This is a genomic window from Paenibacillus sp. FSL R10-2736, assembly GCF_038000245.1.
Taxonomy (GTDB): Bacteria; Bacillota; Bacilli; order Paenibacillales; family Paenibacillaceae; genus Paenibacillus_AQ; species Paenibacillus_AQ phytohabitans.
Genome location: NZ_JBBOBN010000002.1, coordinates 545,346 through 562,557, shown reverse-complemented (window position 1 = coordinate 562,557; position 17,212 = coordinate 545,346). Strand labels below are relative to the sequence as shown.

Below are 17,212 nucleotides of genomic sequence, written 5' to 3'. Positions count from 1 at the left end.
CTGCGTTGTTCGAAAGTTGGATAAGCCCTCGACCGATTAGTATTGGTCAGCTCCATGCATTGCTGCACTTCCACCTCCAACCTATCTACCTCGTCGTCTTCAAGGGGTCTTACTAATTGGGAAATCTCATCTTGAGGGGGGCTTCACGCTTAGATGCTTTCAGCGCTTATCCCGTCCGTACGTAGCTACTCAGCCATGCTCCTGGCGGAACAACTGATGCACCAGCGGTACGTCCATCCCGGTCCTCTCGTACTAAGGACAGCTCCTCTCAAATTTCCTGCGCCCACGACAGATAGGGACCGAACTGTCTCACGACGTTCTGAACCCAGCTCGCGTACCGCTTTAATGGGCGAACAGCCCAACCCTTGGGACCTACTTCAGCCCCAGGATGCGATGAGCCGACATCGAGGTGCCAAACCTCCCCGTCGATGTGGACTCTTGGGGGAGATAAGCCTGTTATCCCCAGGGTAGCTTTTATCCGTTGAGCGATGGCCCTTCCATGCGGTACCACCGGATCACTAAGTCCGACTTTCGTCCCTGCTCGACTTGTAGGTCTCGCAGTCAAGCTCCCTTATGCCTTTGCACTCTTCGAATGATTTCCAACCATTCTGAGGGAACCTTTGAACGCCTCCGTTACTCTTTAGGAGGCGACCGCCCCAGTCAAACTGCCCGCCTGACACGGTCCCCGTACCCGGTAAGGGCACTAGGTTAGAACCTAGATACGATCAGGGTGGTATCCCAACGGCGCCTCCGCAGAAGCTTGCGCTCCTGCCTCAACGGCTCCCACCTATCCTGTACAGATCGTACCCAAATTCAATATCAAGCTGCAGTAAAGCTCCATGGGGTCTTTCCGTCTTGTCGCGGGTAACCTGCATCTTCACAGGTATTAAAATTTCACCGGATCTCTCGTTGAGACAGCGCCCAAGTCGTTACGCCATTCGTGCGGGTCAGAATTTACCTGACAAGGAATTTCGCTACCTTAGGACCGTTATAGTTACGGCCGCCGTTTACTGGGGCTTCGGTTCACAGCTTCGGATTGCTCCTAACCACTCCCCTTAACCTTCCAGCACCGGGCAGGCGTCAGCCCGTATACTTCGCCTTGCGGCTTCGCACAGACCTGTGTTTTTGCTAAACAGTCGCTTGGGCCTTTTCACTGCGGCCCCCTCGGGCTATTCACCCTACCGAGGCACCTCTTCTCCCGAAGTTACGAGGTCATTTTGCCGAGTTCCTTAACGAGAGTTCTTCCGCGCGCCTTAGAATTCTCTTCTCGCCTACCTGTGTCGGTTTGCGGTACGGGCACCTTCTCCTGGCTAGAGGCTTTTCTTGGCAGTGTGAGATCATGACCTTCGCTACTACAATTTTCGCTCCCCATCACAGCCCAGCCTTAATGATGTGCGGATTTGCCTACACATCAGCCTCACTGCTTAGACGGACACATCCATCAGTCCGCGTCACTACCCTCCTGCGTCACCCCATCGCTCATAGCGGATTACGGTGGTACAGTAATTTCAAACTGTTGTCCTTCGACTACGCCTTTCGGCCTCGCCTTAGGTCCCGACTTACCCTGAGCGGACGAGCCTTCCTCAGGAAACCTTGGGCTTTCGGCGGATCAGATTCTCACTGATCTTTTCGTTACTCATACCGGCATTCTCACTTGTATGCTGTCCAGCGCTCCTTACGGTACACCTTCAACCTACATACAACGCTCCCCTACCCCAGATACAAAGTATCTAGCCATAGCTTCGGTGGTGTGTTTAGCCCCGTTACATTTTCGGCGCAGAGTCACTCGACCAGTGAGCTATTACGCACTCTTTCAATGGTGGCTGCTTCTAAGCCAACATCCTGGTTGTCTGTGCAACTCCACATCCTTTCCCACTTAACACACACTTGGGGACCTTAGCTGATGGTCTGGGCTGTTTCCCTTTTGACAATGGATCTTAGCACTCACTGTCTGACTCCCGGCAAGAAGTTAATGGCATTCGGAGTTTGACTGAGCTTGGTAACCCTTGCGGGCCCCGCACCCAATCAGTGCTCTACCTCCACCACTCCATTCACCGAGGCTAGCCCTAAAGCTATTTCGGGGAGAACCAGCTATCTCCGAGTTCGATTGGAATTTCTCCGCTACCCCCACCTCATCCCCGCATTTTTCAACATGCGTGGGTTCGGGCCTCCAGTGCGTGTTACCGCACCTTCACCCTGGACAGGGGTAGATCACACGGTTTCGGGTCTACGTCCACATACTCAATCGCCCTATTCAGACTCGCTTTCGCTGCGGCTCCGGCTTCTCACCTTAACCTTGCATGTTAAACGTAACTCGCCGGTTCATTCTACAAAAGGCACGCCATCACCCAGTAATAGGGCTCTGACTTTTTGTAAGCACACGGTTTCAGGTTCTATTTCACTCCCCTTCCGGGGTGCTTTTCACCTTTCCCTCACGGTACTGTTTCACTATCGGTCGCCAGGTAGTATTTAGCCTTAGCAGATGGTCCTGCTGGATTCATACGGGGTTTCACGTGCCCCGCACTACTCGGGATCCGTCTCGGAGAGAACACAGTTTAGGCTACAGGGCTTTTACCTCTATCGCGGGCCTTTCCAGACCTCTTCGCCTACCATATTCCTTTGTAACTCCATGTGAGACGTCCCACAACCCCAAGGGGCAAGCCCCTTGGTTTAGGCTGTTCCGCGTTCGCTCGCCGCTACTGACGGAATCACTATTGTTTTCTCTTCCTCAGGGTACTTAGATGTTTCAGTTCCCCTGGTCTGCCTCTACATTTCCTATGTATTCAGAAATGAGTAACTGCGAATTACCACAGCTGGGTTTCCCCATTCGGACACCCCCGGATCAAAGCTTGCTTACAGCTCCCCGAGGCAGTTTCGTTGTTCGCCACGTCCTTCGTCGGCTCCTGGCGCCTAGGCATCCTCCGTGTGCTCTTATTAGCTTAACCACAATTTTCTCCGCAGGAGAAATATTGAACATTGAATTGCTTCAAAGCCCGTTATTTCCTGACGAATGAATTGTATCAACTAATAACTATTTCAACTTGCTTACACAAGTTTCAGCTAAAAGATGTTCTAAAACGCAAATTCGTTTCGGTATCCAGTTTTCAAGGATCAAGTTCTTGCATATAATCTTGTAAAGAAGTATTGGTGGAGCCAAGCGGGATCGAACCGCTGACCTCCTGCTTGCAAGGCAGGCGCTCTCCCAGCTGAGCTATGGCCCCATATAGGTATTCAATTCTAAAATGTTATATGGTGGGCCTTGGTGGACTCGAACCACCGACCTCACCCTTATCAGAGGTGCGCTCTAACCAACTGAGCTAAAAGCCCATATAACAGATAACATTGTGAATCAACCAATAAATTGATTGTTCGCTTGGCGGCGTCCTACTCTCCCAGGACCCTTCGGTCCAAGTACCATCGGCGCTGGAGGGCTTAACGGTCGTGTTCGGGATGGGTACGTGTGGAACCCCTCCGCTATCGCCACCAAACGCATACGAAAGAGACTTGCTCTTTCAAAACTGAACACGAGTGAGTGTCCGAACCCGAAGGTTCTATTGTGGAAGCTTTAGCTTCCGATTTGAATGTCACCGTTGCAGGTGACGATTCTCCATAGAAAGGAGGTGATCCAGCCGCACCTTCCGATACGGCTACCTTGTTACGACTTCACCCCAATCATCTACCCCACCTTCGGCGGCTGGCTCCCTTGCGGGTTACCCCACCGACTTCGGGTGTTGTAAACTCTCGTGGTGTGACGGGCGGTGTGTACAAGACCCGGGAACGTATTCACCGCGGCATGCTGATCCGCGATTACTAGCAATTCCGACTTCATGCAGGCGAGTTGCAGCCTGCAATCCGAACTGAGACCGGCTTTGCTGGGATTGGCTCCACCTCGCGGTTTCGCTTCCCGTTGTACCGGCCATTGTAGTACGTGTGTAGCCCAGGTCATAAGGGGCATGATGATTTGACGTCATCCCCACCTTCCTCCGGTTTGTCACCGGCAGTCACTCTAGAGTGCCCAGCTTCACCTGCTGGCAACTAAAGTCAAGGGTTGCGCTCGTTGCGGGACTTAACCCAACATCTCACGACACGAGCTGACGACAACCATGCACCACCTGTCTCCGATGCTCCGAAGAGGGGCACTATCTCTAATGCTTTCATCGGGATGTCAAGACCTGGTAAGGTTCTTCGCGTTGCTTCGAATTAAACCACATACTCCACTGCTTGTGCGGGTCCCCGTCAATTCCTTTGAGTTTCAGTCTTGCGACCGTACTCCCCAGGCGGAGTGCTTACTGTGTTAACTTCGGCACCAAGGGTATCGAAACCCCTAACACCTAGCACTCATCGTTTACGGCGTGGACTACCAGGGTATCTAATCCTGTTTGCTCCCCACGCTTTCGCGCCTCAGCGTCAGTTACAGCCCAGAAAGTCGCCTTCGCCACTGGTGTTCCTCCACATATCTACGCATTTCACCGCTACACGTGGAATTCCACTTTCCTCTTCTGTACTCAAGTCACCCAGTTTCCAGTGCGACCCCAGGTTGAGCCCAAGGTTTAAACACCAGACTTAAATGACCGCCTGCGCGCGCTTTACGCCCAATAATTCCGGACAACGCTTGCCCCCTACGTATTACCGCGGCTGCTGGCACGTAGTTAGCCGGGGCTTTCTTCTCAGGTACCGTCACTCCGGTAGCAGTTACTCTACCGGACGTTCTTCCCTGGCAACAGAGCTTTACGATCCGAAAACCTTCATCACTCACGCGGCATTGCTCCGTCAGGCTTTCGCCCATTGCGGAAGATTCCCTACTGCTGCCTCCCGTAGGAGTCTGGGCCGTGTCTCAGTCCCAGTGTGGCCGTTCACCCTCTCAGGTCGGCTACGCATCGTCGCCTTGGTGAGCCGTTACCCCACCAACTAGCTAATGCGCCGCAGGCCCATCCCCAAGTGGCAGATTGCTCCGCCTTTCATTCTCTCTTCAGGAGAGGAAAGAAATTATCCGGTATTAGCTACCGTTTCCGGTAGTTATCCCAGTCTTGAGGGCAGGTTGCCTACGTGTTACTCACCCGTCCGCCGCTAAGTAAGAATGGAAGCAAGCTTCCATTCTTACTCCGCTCGACTTGCATGTATTAGGCATGCCGCCAGCGTTCGTCCTGAGCCAGGATCAAACTCTCCAAATTGTATTTAGAAAGAGCGATTGCTCATTTTGAAACATCTGACGAGAATTTTCATTCTCTTTTTCGGAAGTCACTTTCGTGATTTCCCACTCACTCGTTGTTCAGTTTTCAAAGATCAAGCTCGTCGTTAGCGCCGCTCACCGCGTCACCAGCAACTCTTATAATATATCACATCCAGCCGATCAATGCAAGCTCTTTTTTTCAACTTCTTTTCGAGCTCGGCGTTGATGTTTCGCGGCCAGAAATAGAATATATCATGTATAGATTCTGATTGCAAGCATTATTTTCAAATAACCGCTAACCATTGTTCCAAGGAAACCGCTTGTGCAGCTCCCTTGGATATTATGGTTACAGATCAGATAATTATTCATTCTTTGTTGCGCATATGAGGGAACAGCAGTACATCGCGGATAGACGCGGCATTCGTAAGCAGCATGATAAGACGGTCTACGCCGATTCCCAGTCCGCCTGTAGGCGGCATGCCGTATTCCAGTGCACGGATGAAATCATCATCCATCTCATGCGCTTCGTCATTCCCCTGCTCTTTCTCGTGAATCTGCGCCTCGAAGCGCTGACGCTGGTCAATCGGGTCGTTCAGCTCACTGAACGCATTCGCATGCTCACGGGCTACAATAAACAGCTCGAAGCGGTCGGTAAAGCGCGGATCCTGATCATTCTTTTTGGCCAGCGGTGATATTTCTACTGGATGTCCCATTACGAACGTCGGCTGAATCAGCGTTTCCTCTACAAACTGCTCGAAGAATGCGTTAAGAATATGTCCGAAGGTCATATGCTTCTCAACCGGCACACGATGCTCCTTAGCCAGAGCCTGTGCTTCTTCATTCGTCATATGGACCCCGAAGTCTACGCCGGTTACTTCTTTGACAGCGTCCACCATGGTCACACGGCGCCAGCCTGGAGACAGGTCTACCTCTTGCCCCTGGTAGTTAATCACCTGGTTGCCAAGAACCTCCTGGGCGATATGAGCAATCATATTCTCTGTAAGCTGCATGATATCCTTATAGTCCGCATATGCTTCGTACAGCTCAATCATCGTGAATTCCGGATTATGGCGTGTGGAGATCCCTTCGTTACGGTATACACGGCCGATTTCATATACTTTTTCCAAACCGCCTACGATCAGACGTTTCAGGTGAAGCTCGATTGCGATACGCATATACAGCTGCATGTCCAGCGTGTTGTGGTGTGTAATAAACGGACGGGCGGCGGCTCCACCGGCAATGGTATGCAGTGTTGGAGTCTCCACTTCCAGATAGCCCAGCGAGTCCAGATAACGGCGCATCGACTGAATAATCCGTGAACGCGCAATAAATGTCTGCTGTACTTCCGGATTAATAATCAGGTCAACATAACGCTGGCGGTAACGAAGCTCTACATCCTTCAGTCCATGATATTTCTCTGGAAGCGGAAGCAGGGATTTGGACAGCACCTCAAGGTTGTGCACTTTAATAGAGGTTTCGCCGGTCTTGGTCTTGAACAGGGTACCGCGGATTCCGATAATATCGCCCAGGTCCAGAATGGTAAAAGCTGCGTACTGGGATTCAGAAATGCTGTCCTGGCGGACATAAATCTGAATTTTGCCGCTGAGGTCCTGGATGTGCGAGAAGCTCGCTTTACCCATTACCCGCTTAGCCATAATACGTCCTGCCACACTAACCTCAAGCGCAAGCTCGTCCAGTTCCTCATGGGTTAGTCCGTCATACTTGGCCAGAAGATCGCCAGCTGCTGCTGTACGCTCATATTTCTTGCCGAACGGGTCGATTCCCAGCGCGCGGAGCTCGTCCAGCTTACCCCGGCGGATCTGCAGCAACTCACTTAGTTCACTCTCTGTAGTTTCCACGTTGTTGATTTCTTCCGACATGTTCTTCATCCTCTCTTACTCACGGTATACAAAAGAAGAAACGGCTCCGCCCTCATACCAAGGGGACAGTCCGTTCCAGTACAAAATATAAGCTGTATGTGTTCACCCATATTTTTCGGTCGTTATACGTTGCGCGAAGCCTGTAAATTCTTTTCTTTTGAAAAAAGCTCCCCTAAGGAAGCTTTCGGATCCATCTTACTTCATTTTGATATCAAGAATTTTATATTGAATGACGCCTGCAGGGACACTTACATCCACAATGGTACCAATCTTCTTACCGATGATGGCTCTGCCTACCGGGCTCTCATTGGAGATTTTATTATTCAGCGGATCGGATTCGGCGGTTCCGACGATTGTATACTCCATAACGTCTCCGTACTCCATATCCTCAACGTTCACTGTTACTCCGATGCTTACCACATCTGTCACGATCTCATCACTATTAATGATACGCGCGTTGCGCAGCATCTTCTCCAAAGTCAGAACACGTCCTTCGATAAAGGCCTGCTCGTTCTTTGCGTCTTCATATTCCGAGTTTTCACTGATATCTCCGTAGCCGATGGCCACTTTAATACGTTCCGCTACCTCGCGGCGTTTTACGGATTTGAGGGTCTCCAGTTCTTCTTCCAGACGCTTAAGTCCGTCCGGTGTAAGGATGACTTCTTTATCGCTCATCTCAACCGATTCTCCTGTCGTATACATTTATTGAAAACACCATACTATATGCGAATCCGGAGGGAACAGAACCCTCCTTCTCCATTGCTCCTGCTGTAACGGCGATTTTATACTGTGAAATTATATTGGAACCGCTACAAAATGTCAATGACGCCCCATATAATGTTTAGCGATATTCAATAATGCAGGCAGGGACGGGCCTGACAACGCGGCAAATCAGGGAATTAAACGGCCGAAAGAGCGTTATCCGCGCCTTCCTGCGCTTCTTCATCCTTAAGCTGAACGACAAAATCACTCAAAATCCGCACCATCTCGTCACGTTTCGTTTCTTCCATAATAACGTCCTTCACCCGGGCGGCTGACTTAAGCCCCTTCAAATACCAGGCCAGATGCTTGCGCATTTCGCGGACCGCCACCGCTTCACCCTTAAGGGCGATCAGACGGTCCATGTGAAGAATGGCCACCTTGATCTTCTCTTCAGCGTCCGGTTCAGGCATCAGCTCTCCTGTACTCAGGTATTGAATGGTCCGGTACAGCATCCAAGGGTTGCCCAGCGCCCCCCGCCCGATCATTACGCCGTCGCATCCGGTCTGATCCAGCATCGCCCGCGCATCTTCAGGTGTATTCACGTCACCATTGCCGATGACCGGAATGGATACAGCTTCTTTGGCCATCCGGATATACTTCCAGTCGGCCTGCCCTGTATAGAGCTGCTCGCGGGTTCGGCCATGAACACTGACTGCCTTGCCTCCGGCACGCTCAACTGCACGCGCATTCTCTTCAACAAAGATATGCTCGCTGTCCCAGCCGATCCGCATCTTCACCGTCACAGGTTTATCCACGGCATCCACAACGGCAGATACCATCTCATAAATCTTATCCGGATTCAGCAGCCAGCGCGCTCCGGCATCACATTTCGTCACCTTCGGCACCGGACACCCCATATTAATGTCAATGATATCGGCGTTCGTTTCTTTATCCACTATTTTGGCTGCATCAACCAGCGACTCGCGGTCTCCCCCAAAAATCTGCAGACTCAGCGGTTTCTCGCGCTCATCCACAAACAGCATCTCACGGGTACGCGCATTGCCATGCACAATAGCTTTGCCGCTCACCATTTCGGCACAGACTAGACCCGTCCCGAATTCCTTGGCAATCAGACGAAACGCAGGATTACACACGCCGGCCATAGGGGCCAATACCACCTGGTTCTTCATCTCAATATCGCCAATCTTCAACATTCGAATCACTTCCTTATATTGTGGATCAGCTTGAGGAGCTTACGTAGCCGGGTTGGCTAATTCATCGACCGTAACTCCCAGGACATCCGCAATTTTATTTAAAATTTGATCTTCTAAACGTCTATTACCCCGCTCTACCGCACCAAGCACGGCCAAGGATATTCCGACAGAATCCGCCAACTCCTGCTGAGTGTAACCCTTCAGCTTTCGGAACGCTCTAACCCGCCGTCCCATACGTTTGTTGTCCACAAGCGAATTCCTTCCTTTCCGTCTATGTCTTGAAGCGCTGTTGTAATTAAGCCGCGGAATCCGGAAGACTCTTCGTTCTGCGAAACGATATCACTAAGCGGTAAGAGCACAAACGCACGCTCCAGCATCCGGGGATGCGGCAGCGTTAAGTCCGGCGTATCCAGGCTCAATCCCTCTACCCAAAGCAAATCCAAATCCACCGTTCTCGGCCCATAGCGGATATCACGTACACGGCCTAACCGGGTTTCTGTCTCCAGCATGACATGAAGCAGAGCCTCCGGTGCAAGCGTAGTACGCAGAGCCGCAGCCATATTAAGAAACTGGGGCTGATCCAGATAACCCACCGGCTCGGTCTCGTATACCGATGAGGTGCGTAGAACTTCAATCTCTTCATGCCGGTCCAGCTGGTTCAAAGCTTCTCTCAGCGTTCCTTCACGGTCGCCCAAATTAGCCCCTAAAGCAATATAAGCCTCTGATGCCTCAGAGGTAGAATGTATATTCATGACTCTGTCTCACTTTCTCGTCCGGCGCAGTTCTACGGTTACTCCCTGAAAATGAATATCGAATGGCGGATGCGGTTTCGTCACCTTGACGGTTACTGCATTGATAACAGTATAAGTGTCCAGTACTGCGGATGCAATATATTCTGCCAAAGCCTCGATCAGCTTGAAGGACTTTGTTTCGACAATTTTTTTGACCAGGAAATGTACTTCGGCATAGTTCACGGTTTGCTCCAGATCATCAGAGAGACCCGCTCCCTGCAAATCAAGCTCCAGCTCCAAATCCACATAATAGCGCTGGCCCAGCTTGCGCTCCTCTTCAAACACACCGTGATATCCGTAGTATTCCATGCGGTGCAGCTTCATTTTATCCATTAAGGGTACCTGCCTTCTCTTGAAAATAGTCTATTCACGCACCACAGGTGCTCCAGCATACAACATGGCATCGCACATATCCACTGTACGTTTGATTAAAGAGACATCATGCACCCGCACGATCTGGCAGCCCTGGGCAATTCCGAAAGCGACTGTAGCAGCGGTCCCTTCCACAACATCATCCGCCGGCAGATCGAGTGCGGTACGGATGAATTTTTTGCGCGAAGTGGCCAGCAGCAGCGGATACCCAAGCTCCCCCAGTACATCCAGGCCCATCATCGCCTGAAGATTCTCCGTATAATCCTTGGCAAAGCCGATTCCGGGATCGAGAATGATATTCTGCGGCTCTACTCCGGCTGTCAGGGCAAGGTTAATGCTCACGGTTAAATCCTCTGTCATATCGCTGATCAAATCCTGATAATCGCGGTTATGGCGGTTATGCATCAGGATAATCGGACAACCCGCCTGCGCGGCAACTGCCGCCATCTGCGGATCTGCTTTGGCCCCCCAGACATCGTTGATGATATGGGCACCGGCCTGAATCGCACGGCGTGCTACTTCCGCTTTGTAGGTGTCTATAGATAGCGGCAGATGAGGCGCGGCACGGTGGATGCTCTCGATAACTGGCAGCACGCGTTCCAACTCATCCTCTACTCCTACCGGCTGATGACCCGGACGCGTTGACTCTCCGCCTATATCAATAATATCGGCACCCTCGGCTGCCATTCGCAGTGCATGCTCTACCGCTCTATCCGGATCAGTCCATAATCCCCCATCGGAAAAAGAGTCCGGCGTCACATTGAGGATACCCATGATTAGGGTCCGTTCGCCTAGAATCAGCCTGCCGCTTCCGCAGCGGTAGCTCCGCTTATATATTACCGGCTTCATTCCAGCCTCCCCGCCCTTTCTCTGTAAAGCTTCAGGATTGCATCTGTCCGTTCCCCGCAGTGCCCGCTGCCTATCGTTATCCGCCGGTCCCCGTTCCAGAGCGCCGTTACCGGTACAATCTCCTGCACCGAGTTGGTGAGGAAAATTTCGTCAGCAGCCTCAAGCTGCTCCCAGCGGTAAAAACCTTGTTCTGGATAGAGGCCTGCGGATGCTGCCAGCTCCAGCACCATTTCCCGGGTAATTCCCGGGAGAATGCCTGTAGCTATATCGGGGGTATAGAGCCGGTTATCTGCGACGAAAAAGATGTTGCTCACAATTCCCTCGGATATGTCGCCCGCTGCCGTCAGCATCAACCCCTCTGCTCCTCTAGACGCAGACGGGTATCCGGCCAGCTCACGCTTGGCCAGAATGTTGTTCATATAATGCAGCGACTTCAGCCGCACAGGCCCTTCCGGGGTATTCCGCCGGTGATGCAGCAGCTGCAGTTCTTTGCCTTCGCTATACAGGCTGTCCGGCAGTGCCGGCAGCGCTTTGATGTACAGCAGCTGATTAGGCTGCTTGTAATCTCCTGCCGGCAGCCCAAGGATATCCTCACCGGCTGTGACTGTATAGCGGACATAAGCTTCGTTAAGCTCATTCTTGTCCATTACAAGCTGAATCCATTCCCGAAGCTGCTGCACATCCGTTGCAAAGGGAATACCCAGCTGCCGGCAGCCCTCTGCCATCCGGTCAAGATGCCTCTGCAGCAGAAAGGGCTCACCCCCGTAGGTGCGGAAGGTCTCAAACAGACCCATTCCGTACAAAAAGCCGTGATCCAGGGCGGAGACCACGGCGTCTTTGGCGTCGACTGCTTTGTTGTTAAGTCCTATATATTTCATGCCGGTTCTCCGGCTCTCCGTTTCAGGAAATTGCGCAGCATCGTATGTCCATGATCGGTAATGATCGACTCGGGATGGAACTGCACGCCTTCGATCGGGTATTCCTTATGGCGCAAGGCCATAATCTCGCCTTCGGCCGTTTCTGCTGTAATCTCCAGGCAATCCGGCAGACTCTCACGTTCTACGATCAAGGAATGATACCGTGTTGCCGTAAACGGGGACTCCAGTCCTTCGAAGACAGAGGTGCCATTATGGTGAATCGGCGAGGTTTTGCCGTGCATCAGGCGTTCTGCCCGGATCACATTACCGCCGAAGGCTTGTCCGATGGCCTGATGGCCGAGACATACGCCAAAGATCGGGATGACTCCTTTGAAATGCTGCAGCAGCTCAAGGCTGATGCCTGCCTCATTCGGTGTACATGGTCCCGGAGAGATCAAAATATGATCCGGTGCCAGGGCCTCAATCTCCTGAATACTGATCTCATCGTTACGGGATACCTTAACGTCCTCCCCCAGCTCACCCAGATATTGCACCAGGTTATACGTAAAGGAATCATAATTATCGATGACCAAGATCATACTGCGCTTCCTCCTTCGGTGCCGGAGGTAGTCCGCAATTCCTGCTCGCGTTCACTGCAGAGAATCGCCTTCACTACCGCTTTGGCTTTGTTGTGGCATTCCCGGTACTCCCGGTACGGATCCGAATCGATCACAATACCCGCTCCTGTCTGAATGTAGCCGATTCCGTCCTTCACGGCCAGTGTACGTATAATTATATTTAATTCCATATTGCCATTATAGTCAATCCAGCCCATAGATCCAGTATATGGACCCCGGCGGACCGGCTCCAGCTCTTCAATAATTTCCATGGTGCGCACCTTGGGCGCGCCGGTGATCGTGCCGCCGGGGAATAAGGCGGCAATGACATCGTAAGCATCCTTGCCGGGTGCGGCGATGCCCTCCACCTGCGAGACGAGATGCATCACATGCGAGTATCGCTCCACGGTCAGCAGCTCCGGCACGCTGACCGTCCCGTACGCAGCGACACGGCCGATGTCGTTGCGCTCGAGATCGACAAGCATAACATGCTCGGCGATCTCCTTCTCGCTCCCGCGCAGCTCCGCCTCCATGGCGGCATCCTCCGCGGGAGTGTGGCCCCGGCGCCGGGTACCGGCTATGGGGCGGGCGCTGACCTTGTCCCCGTGCAGCTTCACGAGCAGCTCCGGCGAAGCGCTGGAGAGGGCGAAGCCGGGCGTGCGGAGCAGCCCCATGTACGGGGACGGGTTGAGTCTGCGCAGCCACTCGTAGACATCCTCCGGCGAGGACTGCAGCTGCGCCTGCTGGCGCAGCGATAGGTTCACCTGGAAGACATCACCGGCACGGATGTATTCCTGAACATCCAGCACGGCCTGCTGGAATTGCTCCGGCGAGAAATCCGAGCTCATGCCCGGCCATTCTCCGGTGACACTAGCTTCAGTATCAATCAGGCCGGCAATGTCAGCATACTGGGCGGCAGCAGCTGCTTCAGAAGAAGCAGGTGCCATGATATGCTGCCACTCCTCCAGCATTCGCTCCGCACGGCTCACAGCATCAAGATACATGGCATGCAGCTCAGCCCTGTTAGCGGATATCACAGCCGGAACAGGTACATGGACTGCACAATACACAATATCCTCGTGATGGTCATAGATCCACAGCTCTTCCAGCCTCATGAACAGATAATCCGGGAAATCGGGATCCCTCTTGGCACAGGACGGCAGCTTCTCCAGAGAGCGGACTACATCATAGCCGAGAAATCCGATACAACCTCCGGTGAAGGGCGGCTGCCCGTCGAACGGTACGCGGGGTGAGACATAATCCTTCATCCACTCCTGCAGCACTTTCAGCGGTTGCCCTTGAAGCAGCTCCGTAGCTTCAGGTTCAGCTTGTGCCTGTCCCACAGCCGCATCAGACAGACTGTAGAGCTCTGCGGTATCTCCAATACCCTTTATGACTGAAACCGGACGCAAGCCCAGATATGTATAACGTCCGCCCTTACCGCTCTCCAGGACCACGGAATATGGTGAAGCCATCTCCCAGGCTCTCTGCCAGCTGCCCGGCAATCCCCCTTTCTCCTGCCGTGAATGAAGGACCAGCGGAAGAACGCTCCAGGCTTCGTCCGCCCATTGTTCCCACTCCTGCCAAGCCGTTAAGATCTCCACATTTATCCCCCTAAAGTTTTGTGAAGCATAGCCTCATTGATATTATTTCGTACAAAACTCGATTCGAAAGCATACACTGGCTTCTACGATAGTTTATTGCCTGTCAGTATACTGTACATCCGGTTACTTTGAAAAGCCCGTAAACCTGATAAATGCTTATTATTCAGAAAAAAAGCCTGCGATATCCCTATGGAAGCGGATCGCAGGCTCTTCTGAATTGCTCGTTCTCAGCAATTATACTTCAAAGTTATACAGCGGTGTGCTCAGATAACGTTCGCCGTTACTTGGGATAATAACAACGATCTTTTTACCTGCGCCCAGTTCCTTAGCTACTTTGAGGGCAGCGAATACAGCAGCGCCGGAAGAAATACCGGACAGAACGCCTTCCTCTTTGGCTACACGGCGGGCCGTTTCGAAAGCTTCGTCATTCTCTACATGAATGATTTCATCATAGATATCCTGGTTCAGGATTTCAGGAACGAAGTTGGCACCGATCCCCTGGATTTTGTGGGGACCCGGTTTGCCTCCGGCCAGAATTGGAGAAGCTGCAGGTTCTACAGCATAGATCTTCACATCAGGATACTGGCTCTTCAACACTTCACCTGCACCACTAATCGTTCCGCCTGTACCGACACCTGCGATGAACGCATCCAGGGGTCCGCCAATGGATTCGATTGCTTCCACGATCTCCGGTCCAGTGGTCTCGCGGTGAATCTTCACGTTGGCTTTGTTCTTAAACTGCTCTGCAAGGAAGTAATCCGGATTCTCACTGAGGATTTGCTCAGCTTTCTTAACTGCCCCGTTCATCCCTTCAGATCCTGGAGTCAATACCAGCTCAGCACCATAAGCACGCAGCAGGTTGCGGCGCTCAAGGCTCATCGTTTCAGGCATAACAATAATCGCCTTGTAGCCTTTGGCAGCAGCAACAAGCGCCAGGCCAATCCCTGTATTACCGCTGGTCGCTTCTACAATGGTGCCTCCAGGTTTCAGGGAACCGTCTTTCTCAGCTTCTTCCACAATGCTGATAGCGATGCGGTCTTTCACACTCGAACCCGGATTTTGATATTCCAGCTTCAAGTAAATTTCTGCGGAACCTTCCGGAACAATCCGACCCAGACGAACGAGCGGTGTACCACCGATCAAATCTGTTACACTGTTGACGACTTTAGCCATGAGCAAAAACCTCCTTGGGATGATAGATGAATTGGGTGCGGAACCTGTGACAGTTATGATCAGCATATGTTGTGCCGCTTATTATTTCCGACTAAATCAGTAGGTTTTACATTTAATCTCATATTATCAATCTTGCAGGCTGTTGTCAATATATATTGCTGTAGCGTATTTGGCCCGCAAATCGCTTTCCACCTGCTGCAGGGGCGCCGCCTGTTCCAGCGCCAGCTCCTGGCGGATCAGCCCTCGGAGCTCATCCTGATCCGGCTTCCCGGGATCAATAAGCTTCTCCAGCCGGATCACAGCATAGCCGCCTTCGACCTGAAGCGGCCCTGCGATGTCTCCAGCCTCAAGGCCCGCTGCTGTCTTCAGCAGCTCCTCCGGCCAGAACGGATCATTCTCCTCCACTGTTCCGATATTACCGCCATGCTGGCGGCTCTCCTCATCTGTGGATACCTCTCTGGCCAGGCCGGCGAAATCCTCTCCCTGCTCCAGGCGGTCCATAACCTGATTAGCCCCGTTATAGGTTGCCAGCTTAATCATAGAGAGCTGCATTTGCTTCCTGGGAGTGAATCTCTCGGCGTTTTGGGCCAAATAATCATCAATTTCAGTTTCACTGACCGTAATACCGGCGGTGGCTACCGCTTGAAGCGTCAGCCGGTACGCGGTTTCCTCGTGCAGCTCCTGGCGGGAAAGACCAAGCTCAGACTGCATCTGGTCATAATACTGCTCCTCCGAGCCGTAGCCGGACATGCCGCGCTTCAATTCCTGCTCAATCTCCTCATCGGTCACCGTAATACCGAGAGCTTTGGCTTCCTTGCCAACAACGATATGATTAAGCATGCCCAGCAGCACTTCATCTCCATGCTTTTTTTTGAGTTCATCTATCCATTCCCGGTCCGTGACCGGCTGGCCTCCGGCGGCAGCAATATCCGAAGCCTCCCCGTCTGCAGCCTCTCCCTTAAGCAGGGCCATTGCACGCAGGCTCCAGAATAAAAGACCTCCAAGCATTAAGGTCGCGACGGCGAGTAATATAACGGTATTGCGCAGCGCGCGCTCCTGTCTTGTCATCATCTCATAGCCCTACGATTTCGCTTGATCGAGGATTACCTGCAGTTCATCCTTGTTAAACACATAAGCTTCATTACAGTAATGACATATGACTTCAGCCTGATCATCTTCTTCGATCAGCTGCTCCAGTTCGTGCTGGCCCAGACTGACCAGTGTCTCTTCTATCCGCTCACGCGAGCATTGACAGACAAAAGAGATCTCGAGTTCATCAAGGACTACAGCATCCGGCAGCAGCAGGCGAAGCATCTCTTCAGGCTCAAGGCCCTGGTCCAGGATCGCCGTCACTGAAGGCATCGCTCCGACGGCATGCTCAATCTCGGTGATCTCTTCATCTGTCAGGCCGGGCAGCAGTTGAATGATGAATCCTCCGGCAACTCTTACCGAATTATCTGTCTCCACCAATACACCCAGCCCTACAGCAGCAGGCGTTTGTTCCGAAATGGCAAAATAATAAGTGAAATCCTCGCCCAGTTCTCCTGAGACAATAGGCACACTGCCGCGATACGGCTCTTTCATCCCCAGATCCTTGCTAATATCAATGAATCCTTCCGTACCCACAGCACCTGCGACATCCAGCTTGCCAAGGCTATTACTCGGCAGATGAACATGCGGATTACTCACATAACCGCGAACCTCGCCCAGAGCATTGGATTCGGCCGTAATCTGTCCGAGCGGTCCATTCCCTTTGACCATAATCGCCAGCTTCTCCTGCCCCTTGAGCATAGCGCCCATGATGGCTGCGGCGGTTACAGTACGGCCAAGCGCAGCTGTAGCTGTCGGATAGGTATCATGTCTGCGCCGCAATTCGTCGACAAGCTCTGTTGTCCGGACTGCGAACGCTCTGACCTTCCCGTTCATGGCAGTTCCCCGGATAAGCCGATCCTTCTTTTTTTCCATTGGGTGCATACTCCTCCT

13 protein-coding genes, 2 tRNA genes and 3 rRNA genes are annotated in these 17,212 nt (G+C 52.4%); all 18 read right to left on the bottom strand.

Annotated features, from left to right (window positions below; all coding sequences use genetic code 11):
• Positions 1-16: 16 nt before the first annotated feature.
• Positions 17-2,945 (bottom strand): 23S ribosomal RNA (locus NSQ73_RS30595).
• Between the two features lie 200 nt (positions 2,946-3,145).
• Positions 3,146-3,221, bottom strand: a tRNA-Ala gene (locus tag NSQ73_RS30590).
• Between the two features lie 29 nt (positions 3,222-3,250).
• Positions 3,251-3,327, bottom strand: a tRNA-Ile gene (locus NSQ73_RS30585).
• 44 nt (positions 3,328-3,371) lie between these two features.
• Positions 3,372-3,488, bottom strand: a 5S ribosomal RNA gene (gene rrf, locus NSQ73_RS30580).
• Between the two features lie 125 nt (positions 3,489-3,613).
• Positions 3,614-5,171: ribosomal RNA gene (locus tag NSQ73_RS30575) — 16S ribosomal RNA — on the bottom strand.
• Together the 16S, 23S and 5S rRNA genes with 2 tRNA genes alongside form the textbook arrangement of a ribosomal RNA operon.
• A 364-nt stretch (positions 5,172-5,535) precedes the next feature.
• Complete coding sequence (gene lysS / locus NSQ73_RS30570) at positions 5,536-7,050, bottom strand: lysine--tRNA ligase (RefSeq protein WP_340989938.1); 1,515 nt, start codon at positions 7,048-7,050, stop codon at positions 5,536-5,538.
• Positions 7,051-7,245: 195 nt separating this feature from the next.
• Positions 7,246-7,725, bottom strand: coding sequence for a transcription elongation factor GreA (greA, locus tag NSQ73_RS30565; protein ID WP_039309541.1), 480 nt, complete (start codon positions 7,723-7,725; stop codon positions 7,246-7,248).
• Between the two features lie 224 nt (positions 7,726-7,949).
• The gene (gene dusB, locus NSQ73_RS30560) at positions 7,950-8,966 is read right to left on the bottom strand and encodes a tRNA dihydrouridine synthase DusB (protein WP_340989937.1); all 1,017 of its coding nucleotides are present in this window, start codon (positions 8,964-8,966) and stop codon (positions 7,950-7,952) included.
• Positions 8,967-9,005: 39 nt separating this feature from the next.
• Complete coding sequence (locus tag NSQ73_RS30555) at positions 9,006-9,215, bottom strand: helix-turn-helix domain-containing protein (protein ID WP_039309539.1); 210 nt, start codon at positions 9,213-9,215, stop codon at positions 9,006-9,008.
• A complete protein-coding gene (gene folK, locus NSQ73_RS30550) occupies positions 9,167-9,718 on the bottom strand; it encodes a 2-amino-4-hydroxy-6-hydroxymethyldihydropteridine diphosphokinase (protein ID WP_039309538.1) in 552 nt (183 codons plus the stop codon). Before folK ends, NSQ73_RS30555 begins: the two co-directional genes overlap by 49 nt.
• A gap of 9 nt (positions 9,719-9,727) precedes the next feature.
• Complete coding sequence (gene folB, locus NSQ73_RS30545) at positions 9,728-10,090, bottom strand: dihydroneopterin aldolase (RefSeq protein WP_039309536.1); 363 nt, start codon at positions 10,088-10,090, stop codon at positions 9,728-9,730.
• Between the two features lie 30 nt (positions 10,091-10,120).
• Entirely contained in the window at positions 10,121-10,978 is an 858-nt protein-coding gene (gene folP / locus NSQ73_RS30540; protein WP_340989935.1) for a dihydropteroate synthase, read from the bottom strand.
• Positions 10,975-11,856 (bottom strand): aminotransferase class IV, encoded by an 882-nt coding sequence (locus NSQ73_RS30535; protein WP_340989933.1) that lies wholly within the window; start codon positions 11,854-11,856, stop codon positions 10,975-10,977. Before NSQ73_RS30535 ends, folP begins: the two co-directional genes overlap by 4 nt.
• Positions 11,853-12,434 (bottom strand): aminodeoxychorismate/anthranilate synthase component II, encoded by a 582-nt coding sequence (pabA, locus tag NSQ73_RS30530; RefSeq protein WP_039309532.1) that lies wholly within the window; start codon positions 12,432-12,434, stop codon positions 11,853-11,855. Before pabA ends, NSQ73_RS30535 begins: the two co-directional genes overlap by 4 nt.
• A complete protein-coding gene (locus tag NSQ73_RS30525; RefSeq protein WP_340989931.1) occupies positions 12,431-14,056 on the bottom strand; it encodes an anthranilate synthase component I family protein in 1,626 nt (541 codons plus the stop codon). The genes pabA and NSQ73_RS30525 overlap by 4 nt, the downstream gene beginning before the upstream one ends.
• Positions 14,057-14,290: 234 nt before the next feature.
• A complete protein-coding gene (gene cysK / locus NSQ73_RS30520) occupies positions 14,291-15,229 on the bottom strand; it encodes a cysteine synthase A (RefSeq protein ID WP_042132698.1) in 939 nt (312 codons plus the stop codon).
• A gap of 126 nt (positions 15,230-15,355) precedes the next feature.
• A complete protein-coding gene (locus NSQ73_RS30515; RefSeq protein ID WP_340989930.1) occupies positions 15,356-16,300 on the bottom strand; it encodes a peptidylprolyl isomerase in 945 nt (314 codons plus the stop codon).
• Between the two features lie 9 nt (positions 16,301-16,309).
• Complete coding sequence (gene hslO / locus NSQ73_RS30510) at positions 16,310-17,194, bottom strand: Hsp33 family molecular chaperone HslO (RefSeq protein ID WP_171715649.1); 885 nt, start codon at positions 17,192-17,194, stop codon at positions 16,310-16,312.
• Between the last annotated feature and the right edge of the window lie 18 nt (positions 17,195-17,212).